General features: G+C 63.6%; 16 protein-coding genes. 9 read left to right on the forward strand and 7 right to left on the reverse strand.

The genetic code is table 11. From position 1 onward, the window contains the following. The first annotated feature begins 79 nt into the window (after positions 1-79). The 7 genes from G3A50_RS13885 (at position 80) to G3A50_RS13915 (ending at position 7,364) form a co-directional block, all read left to right on the forward strand. A complete protein-coding gene (locus G3A50_RS13885; protein WP_163075822.1) occupies positions 80-1,057 on the forward strand; it encodes a Bug family tripartite tricarboxylate transporter substrate binding protein in 978 nt (325 codons plus the stop codon). 19 nt (positions 1,058-1,076) lie between these two features. Beyond that, the gene (locus G3A50_RS13890; protein WP_163075823.1) at positions 1,077-1,568 is read left to right on the forward strand and encodes a tripartite tricarboxylate transporter TctB family protein; all 492 of its coding nucleotides are present in this window, start codon (positions 1,077-1,079) and stop codon (positions 1,566-1,568) included. Between the two features lie 6 nt (positions 1,569-1,574). Beyond that, positions 1,575-3,095, forward strand: coding sequence for a tripartite tricarboxylate transporter permease (locus G3A50_RS13895; protein ID WP_163075824.1), 1,521 nt, complete (start codon positions 1,575-1,577; stop codon positions 3,093-3,095). Next, entirely contained in the window at positions 3,092-4,147 is a 1,056-nt protein-coding gene (locus G3A50_RS13900; RefSeq protein WP_163075825.1) for an Ldh family oxidoreductase, read from the forward strand. Before G3A50_RS13895 ends, G3A50_RS13900 begins: the two co-directional genes overlap by 4 nt. 46 nt (positions 4,148-4,193) lie before the next feature. Continuing rightward, on the forward strand, positions 4,194-4,937 hold the full coding sequence (locus tag G3A50_RS13905) for a hydroxypyruvate isomerase family protein (RefSeq protein WP_163075826.1): 744 nt from the start codon (positions 4,194-4,196) through the stop codon (positions 4,935-4,937). A gap of 73 nt (positions 4,938-5,010) precedes the next feature. Next, positions 5,011-6,111: a hypothetical protein gene (locus tag G3A50_RS13910; RefSeq protein ID WP_163075827.1), complete on the forward strand. Its 1,101-nt coding sequence runs from the start codon at positions 5,011-5,013 to the stop codon at positions 6,109-6,111. An 89-nt stretch (positions 6,112-6,200) separates the two neighbouring features. After that, a complete protein-coding gene (locus G3A50_RS13915; protein WP_246251695.1) occupies positions 6,201-7,364 on the forward strand; it encodes a lactonase family protein in 1,164 nt (387 codons plus the stop codon). 362 nt (positions 7,365-7,726) lie between these two features. Here the strand turns inward: G3A50_RS13915 and G3A50_RS22940 are convergent, their stop codons facing one another. Further along, the gene (locus tag G3A50_RS22940) at positions 7,727-8,137 is read right to left on the reverse strand and encodes an FCD domain-containing protein (RefSeq protein WP_343037813.1); all 411 of its coding nucleotides are present in this window, start codon (positions 8,135-8,137) and stop codon (positions 7,727-7,729) included. Here G3A50_RS22940 and G3A50_RS23005 point away from each other — a divergent pair. After that, complete coding sequence (locus G3A50_RS23005) at positions 8,054-8,614, forward strand: DUF3363 domain-containing protein (protein WP_425483410.1); 561 nt, start codon at positions 8,054-8,056, stop codon at positions 8,612-8,614. The two genes, G3A50_RS22940 and G3A50_RS23005, sit on opposite strands and share 84 nt — an antisense overlap. A gap of 218 nt (positions 8,615-8,832) precedes the next feature. Beyond that, positions 8,833-8,994, forward strand: a complete 162-nt coding sequence (locus G3A50_RS23010) for a DUF3363 domain-containing protein (protein ID WP_425483475.1) — start codon at positions 8,833-8,835, stop codon at positions 8,992-8,994. Here G3A50_RS23010 and G3A50_RS13925 read toward each other — a convergent pair. The 6 genes from G3A50_RS13925 to G3A50_RS13950 all read right to left on the reverse strand — a co-directional run bounded on the left by G3A50_RS13925 (position 8,991) and on the right by G3A50_RS13950 (position 14,496). Further along, positions 8,991-10,241 carry a hypothetical protein gene (locus G3A50_RS13925; RefSeq protein WP_246251699.1) on the reverse strand — a complete coding sequence of 417 codons (1,251 nt, stop codon included), beginning with the start codon at positions 10,239-10,241 and terminating at the stop codon, positions 8,991-8,993. The two genes, G3A50_RS23010 and G3A50_RS13925, sit on opposite strands and share 4 nt — an antisense overlap. A gap of 216 nt (positions 10,242-10,457) precedes the next feature. After that, positions 10,458-11,189 carry a sulfite exporter TauE/SafE family protein gene (locus G3A50_RS13930; RefSeq protein ID WP_163075828.1) on the reverse strand — a complete coding sequence of 244 codons (732 nt, stop codon included), beginning with the start codon at positions 11,187-11,189 and terminating at the stop codon, positions 10,458-10,460. Positions 11,190-11,231: 42 nt separating this feature from the next. Next, positions 11,232-11,786, reverse strand: coding sequence for a carboxymuconolactone decarboxylase family protein (locus G3A50_RS13935; RefSeq protein WP_163075829.1), 555 nt, complete (start codon positions 11,784-11,786; stop codon positions 11,232-11,234). 25 nt (positions 11,787-11,811) lie between these two features. Next, positions 11,812-12,807 (reverse strand): VOC family protein, encoded by a 996-nt coding sequence (locus G3A50_RS13940; protein WP_163075830.1) that lies wholly within the window; start codon positions 12,805-12,807, stop codon positions 11,812-11,814. Positions 12,808-12,859: 52 nt separating this feature from the next. Continuing rightward, the gene (locus G3A50_RS13945) at positions 12,860-13,639 is read right to left on the reverse strand and encodes an ABC transporter ATP-binding protein (RefSeq protein ID WP_163075831.1); all 780 of its coding nucleotides are present in this window, start codon (positions 13,637-13,639) and stop codon (positions 12,860-12,862) included. A gap of 5 nt (positions 13,640-13,644) precedes the next feature. Then, positions 13,645-14,496, reverse strand: a complete 852-nt coding sequence (locus G3A50_RS13950; RefSeq protein WP_163075832.1) for an ABC transporter permease — start codon at positions 14,494-14,496, stop codon at positions 13,645-13,647. Positions 14,497-14,516 lie beyond the last annotated feature (20 nt).

Genomic DNA, 14,516 nt, shown 5'->3' on the forward strand with positions numbered 1-14,516 from the left:
CCGGAGGTCCGCCTGACGGAGCTCCCAAGAGAAGAAAAGACGCCAATTCAAATAATCACATACCCCCAGGGAGGGAATAATGATCACTATGGATCGCCGCCAGTTCTCCTTTCTCACGACCGCAGCCGTCGCATCGCTGACGGTAGGCGCTTCGCCGCTGCTGGCGGAGGAGGTGAAGGGGCTTGAACTCCTCGCCCCCAGTGCTCCGGGCAGCGGTTATGACCAGCTCGCGCGCAGCATACAGATCGTGCTTCAGGAAAAGAAACTTGCCTCAGGCGTTCAGGTCCAGAACGTCGCCGGCGGCGGCGGCACGGTAGGTCTGTCGCAGTTCATCACCAGTCGCAAGCGGGCACCGAGCATTCTGGTGTTCGGTTTTGCGCTCGTCGGCGGCATCATCACCACCAAATCGGCGGTGACGCTGAACGAGGTCGTACCGCTCGCCCGGCTGATGGGCGAGGCGAACGTCATCGTCGTTCCCGCGAGTTCAGACATCAAGACGATGGCCGATCTTGTGGCCAAGCTGAAGGCCAATCCGCAGGCGGTGTCGTGGGCGGGCGGTTCTATCGGTGGCATTGACCATGTGATGGTCGGCCTGATCGCCAAAGCCGTGGGCGTCGATCCGACCAAGGTCAACTATGTCGTGCATGCCGGCGGCGGCGAAGTGCTCGCCTCCACGCTTGGCGGCCATGCCACGGTCGGCATCAGCGGCTTCGAGGAATTCCGCAGCCAGATCGAGGCCGGCAAGCTCCGCGCGCTGGCGATCTCGTCGAGCGAGCGCATGCCAGGCGTGAAAGTGCCCACGCTGAAAGAGGGCGACGTCGATCTCGCCATCATGAACTGGCGCGGCCTTGCCGTTCATGCCTGGACTTCGGAGGAGGAGAAGAAGGCGCTCGCCGAGATGATCGCGGCAATGGTCAAGACCGAGGAATGGAAGGCGGTGCTGCAGAAGCGCGGCTGGGTCGACACCTATCTCCCCCCTGCCGAGTTCACGAGCTTCCTGAAGCAGGAACAGGTTCGCGTGGCGACGGCGCTCAAAGACGTCGGCCTGACCCAGTAGTCGATCTGGAGAACCGGCGATGACGACAGAAAAGGGCCTGCGACTTGGAGAGGTCGCCTTCGGCGTGGCGGTACTGGCGCTTGGCGTCTTCATCGCCTTCGAAACCTGGACAATGCCTGTGGTGGGGGCGGCGACAACCGTTGGCCCCCGCCTGTTCCCCGGCCTCGTTGCCGCAGGACTGATCCTTGTCGGCTTGTGGCTGCAGCTTGAGGCCGTCACCACCGGTCCGGTCGAGGCCGATGGAATCGAGATCGACTGGCCGGCCTTTTCGCTGGTGGCGAGCGGCCTGCTGCTCCAGATCGTTTTGCTGGAAACGCTCGGCTGGATACTTGCCGGCACGTTGCTGTTTGTCATGACAGCGCGCGCCTTCGGCAGCCGCAGCTATCTCACGAACGCCCTGATTGGTCTCGCGCTCACGACGCTGACCCTCGTGGTGTTCGACCTGGGTCTGGATCTCGAGCTTCCCGTCGGTTCGCTCTTCGAGCCGCTGCTCGACGCCCTTCAGAAGTAGATCATTATGGAAACGCTCAGCGCCCTCTTCCACGGCTTCTCCGTGGCGCTCACGCCTTACAATCTGATGTGGTCCGGCATCGGCGTCACGCTCGGTACCGCGATCGGCGTCCTGCCCGGCATCGGCCCGGCGCTCACCGTCGCGCTGCTGCTGCCGGTGACCTACAATCTGGAGCCGACCAGCGCCTTCATCATGTTCGCCGGCATCTTCTACGGCGCCATGTATGGCGGCTCGACCACGTCGATCCTGCTCAACACGCCCGGCGAGAGCGCCTCCATCGTCACCGCGCTCGATGGCCACGCTATGGCGCGCAAGGGACGCGGCGCTCAGGCACTGGCGACAGCGGCGATCGGCTCCTTCGTCGCCGGCACAATCGCGACGGTCGCGCTGACCTTCGTCGCGCCGCTGATGGTGCGCATCGCACTCGCCTTCGGACCGGCGGAATATTTCGCCCTCATGGTGCTGGCGCTGACCACGGTCACGGCGGTGCTGGGCGACTCCCTGCCGCGCGGACTCGCCAGTCTGTTCTTCGGCCTCGCGCTCGGCCTCGTCGGCATCGACCTGCAGACCGGGCAAGCACGTTTCGCGCTCGGCGTACCGGAACTGCTCGACGGCATTGACGTCGTCGTAGTGGCTGTAGGTCTCTTTGCGGTCGGCGAGACGCTCTACAACGCCGCGCGTCATCGCTTCGAGCCGGAGGAGATGTACGATATCAAGGGCTCGAAATGGATGAGCCGCGAGGACTGGAGCCGCTCCTGGAAGCCTTGGCTGCGCGGCACCCTCATCGGCTTCCCCATCGGCGCGCTACCGGCAGGCGGCAGCGAAATTCCGACCTTCCTGTCCTATCTGATCGAGAAGCGGCTCTCCAAGCACCCTGAAGAGTTCGGTCACGGCGCCATCGAGGCCGTCGCCGGTCCGGAAGCCGCCAATAATGCTTCGGCGGCCGGCGTGCTGGCGCCTCTGCTGTCGCTCGGTCTGCCGACCTCGGCCACCGCAGCCATCATGCTCGCCGCCTTCCAGCAATATGGCCTGCAACCAGGCCCGCTGCTGTTCGAGAACAACGCGTCGCTGGTCTGGGGCCTGATCGCCAGCCTCTATATTGGCAACGTGCTGCTGCTGGTGCTCAACCTGCCGATGGCCGGCATCTGGGTGAAGCTGCTCGCGATCCCCCGTCCATGGCTCTATGCGGGGATCCTCATCTTCGCGACGATGGGTGCCTACACGCTCAACAACAATCTGGTCGACCTCGTGATCCTCTGGGTCATCGGACTGATCGGCTTCGGCATGCGCGTGCTCGACATTCCGGTCGCTCCCTGCATCGTCGGCCTGATTCTCGGGCCGATGGCGGAGCAGCAGTTCCGTCGGGCGCTCGCCATCAGCCAGGGCGATCTCACTGTCTTCGTCACCCATCCGATTTCGCTGGGGCTGCTGCTGATCGGCGTCCTGCTGGTGGTGGTACCGGTGCTGCTGCGCCGCCGCCGCGCGGCGAGCCAGCCCGCAACAGATCTCGCACGAGAGGCCCAATGAAGCCGTCCCATCTCATCAAGGCCGACGATCTGCTGCACTTCTCGACGGCAATCTACGTCGCCGCCGGGCTTGCGGAAACCGATGCGCGGCTGTGCGCCGACACGTTGGTGCAGGCAGATCTATGGGGGCACCAGTCCCACGGCGTCATGCGCCTGCCCTGGTATGTCGCGCGACTCAGATCGGGCGCCGTCAAGGCGGACGCCGTTCCCGAATGCCTTGTCGATGCCGGCGCGATCGCCGTCATCGATGGCCACGACGCCATGGGGCAGGTCCTGGCAGAGCGCGGCATGCGCCAGGCGATCCGCCGCGCAAAGGCGCATGGGGTCGGCGTGGTGGCGCTGCGCAACTCCAATCATTTCGGCACGGCGATGTATTTCACGCTGCTGGCCGCAAACCAGGGATGCGTCGCCTTCCTTTCGACCAACGCCAGCCCGGCCATGGCGCCGTGGGGCGGTCGGGCCAAGACGGTGGGGACGAATCCCTGGTCGTGGGCGGCTCCCGCAGGCCGGCACGCGCCGATGGTCCTCGACATTGCCAATACGAGTGTGGCCCGCGGCAAGATCTATCTCGCCCAGCAGAAGAGGCTCGCCATTCCCGAAGGCTGGGCCATCAATGCCGAGGGAGATCCGACGACCGATCCTGCCGATGCGCTCAAGGGCGTCACGCTGCCGATGGCGCAGCACAAGGGCTACGCCATCGCCGTGATGATGGACATGCTGTCTGGCGTGCTCACAGGCAGCGCCTTCGGCACCGGTGTGAGCGGCCCCTACCAGGCGGAGCGTCGAGGCGGAACGGGTCATTTCATGATTGCCCTCGACATTGCCGCCTTTCAACCGCCAGCCGAGTTCGGCGAGCGCATGGACCGGCTCATCGACGAACTGAAATCCGTGCCCCTGGCAAGGGGTTTCGACGAGATCGTCTATCCGGGCGAGCTCGAGGCGCGCAACGACGCGATGCACCGGGCGCGCGGCATCCTTCTCCCGGCGGACACGGTGAAGGACCTCGGGCGTCTCGCTGACGAGACCGGATGCAGATCTCCATTCGCCAATTGAGGACGGTTCGGTGCCAGCACGCAGATACAGCGCTCATCTCGGTTACATGTTCACCGAGCGTCCGCTCGAGGAGCGCTTCGCGGCAGCTGCAGCAGCCGGCTTCCGAGAGGTCGAGCATCCGGGTCCCTATGGGCTCGCGGCGGCGCGCGTGCGCGAGCTCTGCGACCAACATGACCTCTCATTCGTCCAGATGGCGCTGCCGGCCGGCGATGTCGCACGCGGAGAAAAAGGCATCGCTTGCCTTCTCGGCAGGGAGCAGGAATTCCAGCAAAGCGTCGAGACGGGGCTCGACTACGCGCAAGCGATCGACAGCCGCTTCGTGCACGTCATGGCCGGCGTCGTTTCCGAGCCTGAGGTCTTCGATGCCACCCGGGAGTGCTACATCACCAATCTCCGCTTCGCATGCGACGCCGCCGCCGCTCGCGGCATGACGCTGCTCGTCGAGCCGATTGGGGGCGCCACGATCTCCGGCTATCTCGTCGACCATCCGGCGAAGGCGCTTCGCGCGATCGCCGACGTCGGCGCCCCGAACCTGCGGATGCTGTTCGACGCCTTCCACGCAACAGATGCCGGAGTCGACGCCAGCACCTTCGTGCAGCAGCATCCCGAGACGATCGCGCACATCCATATTGCGGATCATCCCGGGCGACACGAGCCTGGAACAGGGATGTTCGACTTCATCCGCTTCTTCGAAGCTCTCGATCGTGTCGGCTACCTGGGTTCGGTCGGGCTGGAATACATCCCGGCCGGCGACACACGGGAGGGCCTGAGTTGGCGCTCCCGGTTCTGAGCCTTCAGACCAATAAACACGAGGGAGTGGGAGGATGATGAGGATCGTTCGTTGGGCGATGGTGGGCGCATGCATGGCCATCGCCACAAGCGCCGGAGCGCAGACGAAACTCTATAATGGCGAAGTGTCGGTCACCGCCGCAGGCTTCCCCGCCGTGGCCTATTTTAGGAAGGGTGATCCGGCCAAGCCGCTCGTGGTCTTCTCGCCTGGCGCGCACCACATGGCGCGTATTGCCTATGGCGGACATTCAGGAGCGCGCCGCGAGGATTTCCTCGATCATTGGCTGGCGCAGAAAGGATACAGCTTCCTCGCTGTCTCCTACCCCATCGATACGCCCGCCTTCGCCGAGAAGCGCCCGGAATTCACGGCACGCGACTGGGGCAAGCAACTGATCGAGATAGCCCGGACGAAGATCCAGCAGAACGGCCTCTCCAACAAAATCGTGGTCGCGTTGTGGAGCATGGGCGGCAAGGCGGTCCAGCCGAGCTACGCCGCAGCGCGGGACGCGGGCGTTGAGGTCGAGACGACGATCTCGTTTGCCGCCACTCCGGGAATTCCCGGCCTGATCTCCTATACGACCCGTATCGACATGGCGCCCTCCGGATATGCATCGCGCACGCCTCTTTATGCGGGCTGGCTGAAGCAATTGGCCGACAATGCGAAGAACAATGGCGGCCGAGCGATCATTCCAGAGGAGATTTTCCGTACCGAGTATGTAGGGGACATGTCGGTCAATCTCCAAGGCTATGGCGAGGTCTATCGCGAGGGCAAATTCGAGCTCGATCACATGGCCCAGGCGACGGATTACGGCGCCTTCAACTTCGACGCCTACCCCCTCGTGACCGTCTTCGAGAATGAGGAAGTTGCCGATGCGCGGCACGTTCTCGCCGATCGGGCCAACTGGACGATCTACAACGTCAACACGGTCGTCAATCGCTACATCGCCGGCAACAAGATCAAGCTCGGCGAGCTCGGGGACGAGCGTTGGAAGAAGCTTGTCGCGTTGACACGAGACCTCGACGACCGGCTTTCGATCGAGGTCGGTGGAAACCACTTCTTCTTCGTCGGTGAACGCGGGGCGAAACGTACGGCTGCGGCGATTGACGAAGCCGTCGCTCGAACCAGAGCCGTCAGGGCCGAGTTTGAGGAGATTTTGAAGATACCTCTGGAGTAGTGGCCCGTCGCCACAGAGCCGGGGTCTCGAGTTCAGGTCAAGAATACGAATAATGACTTAAATATAGGGAGGAATAGGTGTCTGGGAATATGGACCTCAATCGTCGTCACCTGATCATGGCCGCCGGAAGCCTTGCAGCCGCGGCTACTGCCGGAAGGGTCTCGCAGCCCGACGAGGCGCAGGCGGCAGCTAGACGGGGCTATGCCTATGTGGGCTGTCGAACCACCAAGGAGCGCAACGCGCGTGGGGAAGGCATTGGCGTTTATGAGATTGACGCCAGCTCCGGCGAATGGAGGCAGGTACAGCTGCTTCGGGATCTCGTGAATCCATCGTTCCTGGCAATAGATCGACGAAAGCAGTTTCTTTACACTGTTCACGGCGACTTCAGTGAAGTCAGCGCCTTTAAGATCGATGCGGGCACCGGCCAACTGAGCTTCATTAATCGGCAATCCACACAGGGGAAGAACCCGGTTCATCTCACGATGGACAATACCAATCGATTTCTCACGGTAGCGAACTACGCGACGGGTACGTTGGCGGTTCTGCCCGTCGGAGCTGACGGCGCGCTGGGACCTCTTGCCAGTCTGACAGGGCTTACGGGATCTACGGGCCCCCACAAGGTGGAACAATCGGCGTCGCACCCACACCAGGTCCTATTCGATCCCGGCCGACGCTTCATCGTCGTGCCGGACAAAGGCCTGGACCATATCTTCATTTATCGTTTGAACCCCGACACTGGAACGCTTCTGCCAAACAACCCACCTTCGATCAAAACTCGCGAGGGGGCAGGACCGCGACATATTGTTTTTCATCCGACCAAGCCCTTCGCATATGTCGTTAACGAGCTTGACTCCACTGTGGCGACTTATCGATGGGACGGCGAGCGCGGTGCGCTCGAGCCTTTACAGATTCTGCCCTCGACGCCATCGTCGTATGTCGGAAACAACCGAGCGGCAGCTATCCAGATCGCGCCTTCAGGTCGCACTCTCTGGGCCTCCAACCGAGGTCACGACAGTATTGCCATCTATGCAGTGGATCAGGGCACGGGACTGCTGTCACCTGCAGGATGGGAACCCACTGGCGGACGCGGGCCGCGATTCATGACATTAGAACCATCTGGAGCCCGGCTTTACGCCGCGAATGAGCTCACAGACAATATCGTTGAGTTTCGCGTAGACGAGTCCTCTGGACAACTCACCAAGACAGGGCAGATAATAAACACGGGAAGTCCCGTCTGCATCCTATTTTCTTAGAAAAGTAGAATTTCTGGTGCGTAAAAATAGACGGGAATGTCGGAAGTTCAAGTTAAGCGTCACATGAGTATTATACCTTCAATGTGAGGGGATGGGCAATAAATTACATGACCGGAATGATCTTCGTTTTCTTGATCGAGGCAGAACATGTGCGCACAAGTCGTGCGCGTATTGCAAATGCCCGACCGTTCCGACAGCCTTTACAGCGCCATGATATCTGCTTGCCGTTTAGCTGAGTTCTGGCCGATGCATGGTTCGTGAAAAAGAGCAGGTTTGGTCACAAGAGGCTGGACGTACTTTCGCAATATTTACGGCACTGATTGGGGGAATGCTCCTGTAACATGGGTTCAACTCTGATGCGCTTACGTGCGATCTACAGCCATTTTCGGTTCTGGAAACATCGAGTTGTGGGCCTTGCGGAGCTTGGCAGCATCGAGATGAAGGCGAAGCCGTAAGGCCGCTTGCTCTTGGTCTCCGACCTCAAGAAGCCCGAGGATGGTCAGATGCTCTTCGCACTGGCCGCGCACTTGATCTCGGTTAAGTACCTGACGATATTCAACAAGTCGCCGCAGTTGGTTTTGACGGGCAATAATGTCCCACAAGAAGCGGTTCCCGGCCTCGCTGAGGAGCGCGGCGCCGAGCAATACGTCACCCATGGCAGCCGTATCCCGCATGCCCTTGTCGACCGCATGCTCGACAAGGGATGGGCGGGCGATGAGATGGGCGAGCGGTACTATCTGGTCATCGACGGCGTGGATGGTCGCACCCATCATGTCGAGACCATCGACGCCGCCCGGCTGGAGGATATCAAGCGTGGCCACATCGTCGCGCTGGACCCGCTGCCGACAAGGTCTGACCCACGCCCGGCGGACCTCAACATCGCCACCATGGCCGGAAGCGGTGGCATCTACCAGCCGAGCGAGCATCTGGAACTCACACGCCCGGCGATCGAGCAGCAGCGCGGCGATCCAGACGCCTTTATCCGCGCCCATGTGCGGCGCCTGGAAGCCCTGCGCCGTGCCGGCCATGTCGAGCGCATCGACGCGGATCACTGGAAGATCCCGGATGATCTGCCCGAGCGCGGCATCGCCCATGACGCACGCACACAAAGGAAGGACTTCGCGGCCCGCACGCTCTCACCTTCGATCTCGACCAGCAGGTCGCCAGTGATGGCGCCACCTGGCTGGATCGGGAGCTGGCCTCCCGCCGCCGCACCGAGCTTTCCGACGCCGGCTTTGGCGGCGAGGTGAGCGCGGCGCTGGAGCGCCGCCGTCAGAGCCTTGTCGATCAGGGCCATGCTGTCCGACTGGAAAACGGCACCGTCCGTGCTCTGCGCGACATCCTCGCTCGCCTTGAGGCCGCCGAAGTTAACCGTGTCGGCCGTGCCATGGCGGCAGAGCGGGGCGTTGCCTAAACCCCGAGCCAACCGGGCGAGTATGCGTCCGGCCGGCTCGCTGGCTCAGTCAATCTGGTCAGCGGGCGTTTCGCCATGATCGACAATGGTCTCGGCTTCCAGTTCGTGCCCTGGCAGCCCGTGTTGGAGAAGCAGATCGGCCGGCACATTTCCGGTATCTCCCACGATGGCGGCGTCGAGTGGAGCCTTGGCCGCAATCGTGGGCTGGGGCTTTAGGCCTCGCTGCCCGGCGGTGGTGGCGTCTCCAGATCTGGGTCGGCCGGCAGAGGCGCGAACTTATCGACTTCCGGGAACAGCGTGCGCTCGCGCAGCCAATCCCCGAACGAGGCGGGATTTTGCGCCCGCTCCAGTTCGCCGAGACGCTGGCGCGCCCAGCTCAGCATGCGCTGCGTCTCGGCATCCTCGATATCCGCCGCCCACGCGATCCAGAAGCGCAACTGGTCGGCCTTGCGACCCATCTCGACGATCTCGTCGAGCAGATCGTCGCGCTCCTTCTCACGCTTGGTGTGCGCCTCTGTCCGCTTCCGGTTCTCTTCCGCGCGACGGCGGAGGCGTGCGTTGCGCTCGTCTTTGAGACGGTCATCGCGCCGGTAGTCGATCCAGCTTTGGAGTTCCTCGATGATGGAGTCGAGTTGGGCCTCCAGGGTCGCACGAGTGTTGTCCCGCCAGTTGCGGCGGCGCTGGTCCATGCTCCAGGCTTCAATGGAGATCGTCAGCGCACCGCTCGGGATGTAATCGAACTCGGGATATTGGCGTTCGTAGGTGAACGCCCAGTCACGGTAGCGAGCCGAGCGGCGATAGCGCTCCTCCGCCTTCAACTCGTCGACCGTAGGCTCGTGCTTCCGCCTTTTGATGGTCTCCGCCAGGATGAAGGGGACCTTGTCGACGCCCCGGCGGACTTCGACGTGCTTGCCCACCAAGGTGCAGGAAATCTCCCGCGCCTCCAGCCCGCGCGCGATGCTGTCGAGAATGAAGATCGCCCTCTCGATCGAACCGGCTCCCAGCCGCATCGACAGTAAACCTTCCCCGCTAATCGCGATGATGTCGTCATGACGCGGCTTGGCGTGGCGTAGTGTGTGGGCGGTCAGCAACACGGCACGATGGGGTTTGTCGATCCGGCTCCACTCGATCGTTCGCGGGTTCGGCTCTCGCGGCTTCAAAAGCCGACGCGGCGCGATCGCTGCCTTGCGCGCCCGTTCGAGGCGCTCCTCGATGGCGGGGTCTGAGGGGCTCGTCGGATCGAGGCTGATGAGCTCGACAGCAGGATCGGCCGAGGACGCAAAGATCGTCTGCCTCGGGTTCTTGCCGGCCGCTCGGTCACGCCAATAGGCCGCGGTCGGCAGTGGCACGCGATGCTGGACGCAGAGATCTTTTTGGCCGCCAATGCGAAATGCCGAGCTTGGCAGCAACGGCGTCGAGCGGCTCGGCCCAAACGAGGTTGTACATCTCGCGGCGGGTGACATGGGCGATCATGCGGAAATGCGAGCGACGTCCACGGGAAGCCCGCAATCTATCCCGATCGATGACACCTCCGCCGGCCGACCAACGCCATTCACAGAAAAGGACGCCCGCGAAGAACCAACATGACCCGGTAGTCGTCCCGGAGAGCAACGAGGTCGCGACAGTTCAACCGCGCGGCCGGGCGTTATTGGTTGCGGAGGCGAGTGCCGATCAACGGCTCACTCCAAGAAGGCTCGTGTGATCACCGCAGCAGCGCTAGCCGCTACGCAGGTGATGGCGATCACTTTGTAAGATCTGGCATTGAGCCGCCGGAAGAGGTGCGTCCCGGCATATTGGCCGACTATCAGACCGGGAAGCAGGATAAGGGCATCAAGGAGGCTGTCCGCCGAAATGATCCCGCGCCACATCCCGATGACGAGACTGGCGCTGCCCAGAAGCAAGAAGACGAAGGACAGCGTGGCACGCGAGCGGGCATGCGGCCAGTTGGAGCTCAATGCCAGCAGGATCAGCGGCGGACCGGCCATTGCCGCCGCCCCCTGCATGATGCCGCTGAGTGCGCCGGCACCAATGAGCTCGGCGGTGCGCGGGCTTCGGTCGAGCTTGAAGCCCACCATAAGAACAAATGTGGAGAGGAGTACAATGGCGCCGATCATCAGGCGCATGTCGTGCGGCGGCACCAGCGACAGCAGGTAGAGCCCGGGAAGGATGGTCGGCAGACCGGCGATCCAGACGACCAGTGCGAAACGCAGGTCGATGTCTCGCCAGTCGCCGTAGATTGTGTGCACGCCCGAGGGAATCTGCAGCAGCGTGACGATCGGCACGGCTAGGATCGGCGGCATGACGAGCGACAGCAGCGGCATCGCCACGATGGCGAAGCCGAAGCCGGTCAGACCGCGCAGCAAGGATGCCGCGGTGACGAAGAGCGCGGCGGCGAGCATCAGCCAATCCATCTGTGACACCAGCTCCGGGCGAGGCGCGAGTCTGCCGGTGTCCTAGTCAAGGCAGGTCCGCGAGCCGTCCGGAAGAGGAACACCGCTGAGTCCGAGCACGATGGCACCGGAAAAATAGTGCGCGACCAGCGCGCCGAGCTCGACCACGCCGCGCTCCCCCAGCATATCGATGGCGGCTGTCCGCAGGGGCGGCGTCACCTTGCCGCCCCGCAGCACCGAATGCACGAAATCGTAGACGAGCTGATCGGCTGCGTCGTCAAGGCTGGGTGTCCGCGCGGTGCGGATGGCCTCGATGATGTCGGGCGCGATGCCCTGCTTCAGCGCGACGCGGGAGTGATTGAACCAGATATAGTCGCAGCCATAGTGGCGGGCTGTGACGAGGATAGCGAGTTCACACAGCCGTTGCGGCAGGGTGGTTCCCAGCCGGAAGAATTCGCCCAGCTTCTGGGCGCGATCCGCGAGTTCCGGGCTGTGCAGCCACAGCCGCACCGGTCCGCGCACCTCGCCGCGTGGGCCGGCCGCTACGGCTTCCGCCACGCGCTGCTGCTCGGGCGTCAGTGCCGACAGGTCGGGAAGTGAGAGGAAGAGTTCCGACATTGCGGGCATCCATGCGGGGACCGGCTCAACGCCGGGCGAGGTAGTCTTCGAGCGAGAACAGGTTCGGCTCTAGCGCTGGAGCGGTGAGAGGCGCTCCCGCGAAGGACGTCGCTTCGTGCAGCCATCTGCGCGGCGGCGGCAGGTCCCAAGTGAAGCGATTGTTGCTGTGCCAGCGCACCGGCCCGTCTTCGAAATCGAGGATCTGGATCGGCGGCGGCAGAATCTCGACGCGGTGACCGTCAGGATCGCGGAAATAGACGTAGAAGGCGTGACCCTGCCCGTGGCGGCCGGGCCCGCGTTCGAGGTTGCGCGAAAAGCCGATGCCGCCGGCCGTATCGAGCGCGCGGAACAGGCTCTGCACGTCGGCGACGACGAAGGCGAAATGGTGCAGCTGCGGGCCGGGACGCATCAGGAAGACGATGTCGTGCGGGTTGTTCTTGCGGTAGAGGAACAGGCCCTGCGGTTCCTCGTCAGTTTCCTTGTCGACGAAGTAGTCGGAGATGCGGAAGCCGATATCGGTGTAGAAGCGGCCGGTCGCGGCGACGTCGGGCACCAGGCACTGGACGTGATCGTAGCGCAGCGCCGCCGCGCCGCGGTGCAGATGCGGCTTGTCGTGCAGGCGCGGCTGGGTCGGCATGCCGAAGCAGAACTCCAGCGGAATGCCTGAGGGATCGTTCACCTCCAGCGTGCGCAGCTGGTAGGGACGCTCGGCCCAGCGCGCCGCGATGCCCCGCCGATCGAAATAGTCCTTCGCCCGATCGAGGTCCTCGTCCTGGAACACGCGGAAGCCGATGCGTTCGCAAGCGGGTGGGTCCCCGGTATTGCGCAGCACAAGGCTGTGGTGGCCGCTTTCTTCGAGACCGCGCAGATGGATCTCGAACGGAGTTTCGTCGGTGACGACGAGGCCGATCACCTCCGTGTAGAAGTCGCGGCTGTGCGGCAGGTCGCGGGTGGTCAGCACGACATGACTGGCGCGGGTGGTGTTGAAGGCGGGTGAGAAGTTCGTCTGCGGTATGGCCATGGCTGCATCCCTGCGGAGGGCGAGCCGCACCTGCGATGTGCGGCGGCGGGAATTATTCGGCCGCCATCATCGGCTTGTGACCGATGGCGGCCTCGAGCTGGGATTCGAAGGTCTGGAACAGCGGATCAAAGCGGCTGCGCGGGCGCGGCAGGTTCACTTCCAGCTCGAAGGTCACCGAGGCCGGCCGCCCCGCCAGCACCATCACGCGGTCCGAGAGATAGATCGCCTCGCGGATGTCGTGCGTGATGAACAGGATGGTGTTGCGGGTCTTGGCCCAGATGTCGCTGAGCGCGTTCTGCATCGCCTCGCGGGTCTGCGCGTCGAGCGCGCCGAAAGGCTCGTCCATCAGCAGCGCCGCGGGCTCGATGGCCAGCGCACGGGCCAGCGCCACGCGCTGGCGCATGCCGCCCGAGAGTCGGTTGGGATGGTAGTGCTCGAAGCCGGAGAGGCCGACCAGCTTGACGTAGCGCGCGGCGATCTCCTCGCGCTGCCTGCGCGGCAAGCCCTTCGAGCGCAGCCCGAAGGCGACGTTGCCGAGCACGGTGAGCCAGGGGAACAGCGCGAATTCCTGGAAGACGATGCCGCGGTCGAGGCCGGGGCCGCTGATCGCCCTGCCGTCGACGAGGATGCGCCCGCCGGAGGGCTGGGCGAGACCGCCGGCGATGCTCAGCAGCGTCGACTTCCCGCAGCCCGAGGTGCCGATGACGCTGACGAACTCGCCGTCGCGCACCGTGAAGGAGATGTCACGGAAGACGGAAAGCTCCTTGGTACGGTTCCAGCCGTCCTTGACGGAATAGGTCTTCTGGAGATTCTCGATACAAAGCTCGCCCATCGTTCCTACTCCCGCACCGTGCCCCAGCGCTCGATCGTCGCCACCTCGAGGCTCCTGAGCAGGACCCGTTCGATGAGCAGGCCGATGATGCCAACTACCAGAAGGCCGCCATAGACGACGTCCGAATTGAAGTACTCGCGGCCCCAGTAGATGCGGTAGCCGAGACCAGCCCCGACCGAGACCAGCATTTCAGCGACAATCAGGATACGCCAGCAGCGCGAGAAGGCCTGCCGGTAGCCTGTAATGATGGAGGGGAGCGCTGCGGGGATCAGCACCCGCCAGAACAGCGCCGGCCCGCAGGCGCCGAAGGCGCGTCCGGCGCGGATCAGCGAATTGTCCACCGCCTTCACCCCCGCCCAGGTGTTGAGCGTGACGGTGAGCGCAACCTCGTAGATCAGGATGCTGATGATCGCCATTTCGGTGAGACCGAACCAGATCATCGACAGCGGGAACATCGCTGTGCCGGGGATCGCCAGCAGGAAGTTCAGAGGCCCCGACAGGGCCTTTTCCCAGATCGGGAAGTAGCCCATCAGCACGCCGATGATGGTGCCGGCCACCGAGCCGATCGCCACGCTGACGAACAGTCGAGCGAGCGAGGCGAGGATGTCATGCAAGAGCAGGCCCTGCGCCGTGAGCCGCACCAGCGCCGCAAAGATGGCGCTGATCGGGGGCAGCAGGGCCGCCGGCATGCCGCTCAGCCGCGCCACCAGTTCCCAGAGCAGCAGGATGATGACGATGGGAATGGCGAGATAGGCGAGGCTGATAAGGCTGGCGCGGAAGCCTCCGCCGATCTTGATCGCCTCGGCGCCAGGCCCCGGCCCGGACACCAGATCTCTGTCCGGATCGATAGCGGTCATGTGTGAGTCTCCTCGGGCCG

Origin of the sequence: Ancylobacter pratisalsi (genome assembly GCF_010669125.1) — a bacterium.
In the GTDB taxonomy this organism is placed as follows: domain Bacteria; phylum Pseudomonadota; class Alphaproteobacteria; order Rhizobiales; family Xanthobacteraceae; genus Ancylobacter; species Ancylobacter pratisalsi.